The following is a 1,264-nucleotide window of genomic DNA, read 5'->3' on the forward strand; positions in this document are numbered from 1 at the left end:
CCTGTTGTGAAAACAAACCTTGGATAAACATAGGGGCCTACTATGAGTATTGGGTCTATTTTTACCAGTTTCCCGTGGCGTGTTGTCGACTCAGCAGCCTCTTTTAACCTTCTGAAGTTTTCTTGGATCCATCCCCTGACCTTTATCGCTTCTTCTATCGACTCTGTTCTGAGTACGGGTGCTCTTGTCATCTTGTCCCCTGTTATCCTTACTGTGGCGCCCCCGGCTTCTGTTATGGCTGAGCATCCCCTGTTTACTGATGCTACGAGGGCTCCTTCTGATGTTGCGAGTGGAATGTAAAATTCGCCCTTTGCATGTTCTCCTCTGATTTTAATGGGCCCCGCGATTCCTAATGGTATTTGTATTGTGCCGATTGGATTTTCTATGTTCTTTTTCTGGGCCTCTTCCATGCTTATAGAATATTTGGAGATATGTTCTAGTTTTTTTCCTGTTATTCTTTCTATGAATAATCTTCTTATCTCCACTGCTTCTTCTATGCTCGTATATTTCTCGATTTCGTGAAGTTTTATCTTTCCTTCTTTTAATCCTTGTATTATCTCTTCCTGTATCATATGATCCCTTATAATTCTTTTAACATTTTTGGGATGTCTGACGGCTTTTCAGCCACTTGCACATCTGCCCTTTCAAGGGCTCTTATTTTACTTTCAGCCGTCCCCGCACCCCTTTCTATGATCGCCCCGGCGTGTCCCATCCTTTTTCCAGGGGGTGCTGTTCTACCAGCTATGAATGCCATAACAGGCTTTGATATGTGCTCTTTTATGTATTCTGCTGCTCTTTCCTCGGCGTCCCCTCCAATTTCCCCTATCATGAGTATCGCCCTGGTATCCTTGTCCTCTTCAAACTCTTTAAGGACATCGGCAAAGGTTAGGCCTACTATTGGGTCGCCCCCAATACCTATACATGTGCTCTGTCCCATTCCATTGTTTGTAATCTGGTAGGCGAATTCATAGGTTAGTGTCCCGCTCCTTGAAACTATGCCAATATCCCCCTCCTGGAATATGTGCCCTGGCATTATACCCAATTTACCGACTCCAGGTGTAATTATGCCCGGGGTATTAGGGCCTATGATTGTTGTTTTCATTCTCCTAGCATATTCCATGATTTGCATCGAATCATGGACTGGTATATGTTCTGTTATTATAACTACAAGGTCTAGGTGTTTTATGGCCTCGTAGGCCGCGTCTTTTGCGAAGGGCGCTGGTACGAATATTATCGAAGCGTTTACATCCGTTTCCTCCTTGGC

Annotated in this window: 2 protein-coding genes; both read right to left on the reverse strand. The window is 44.4% G+C overall.

The window, feature by feature from the left end; all coding sequences use genetic code 11:
• The coding region (locus tag H5T41_11175) for a 3-hydroxy-3-methylglutaryl-CoA reductase (protein MBC7109320.1) at positions 1 to 572 on the reverse strand (572 nt) is incomplete at its 3' end.
• Between the two features lie 8 nt (positions 573 to 580).
• Positions 581 to 1,264 (reverse strand): succinate--CoA ligase subunit alpha (gene sucD, locus H5T41_11180; protein MBC7109321.1); only part of this gene is annotated, 684 nt, incomplete at its 5' end.

Source organism: Methanomassiliicoccales archaeon (assembly GCA_014361295.1).
Taxonomy (GTDB): Archaea; Thermoplasmatota; Thermoplasmata; order Methanomassiliicoccales; family JACIVX01; genus JACIVX01.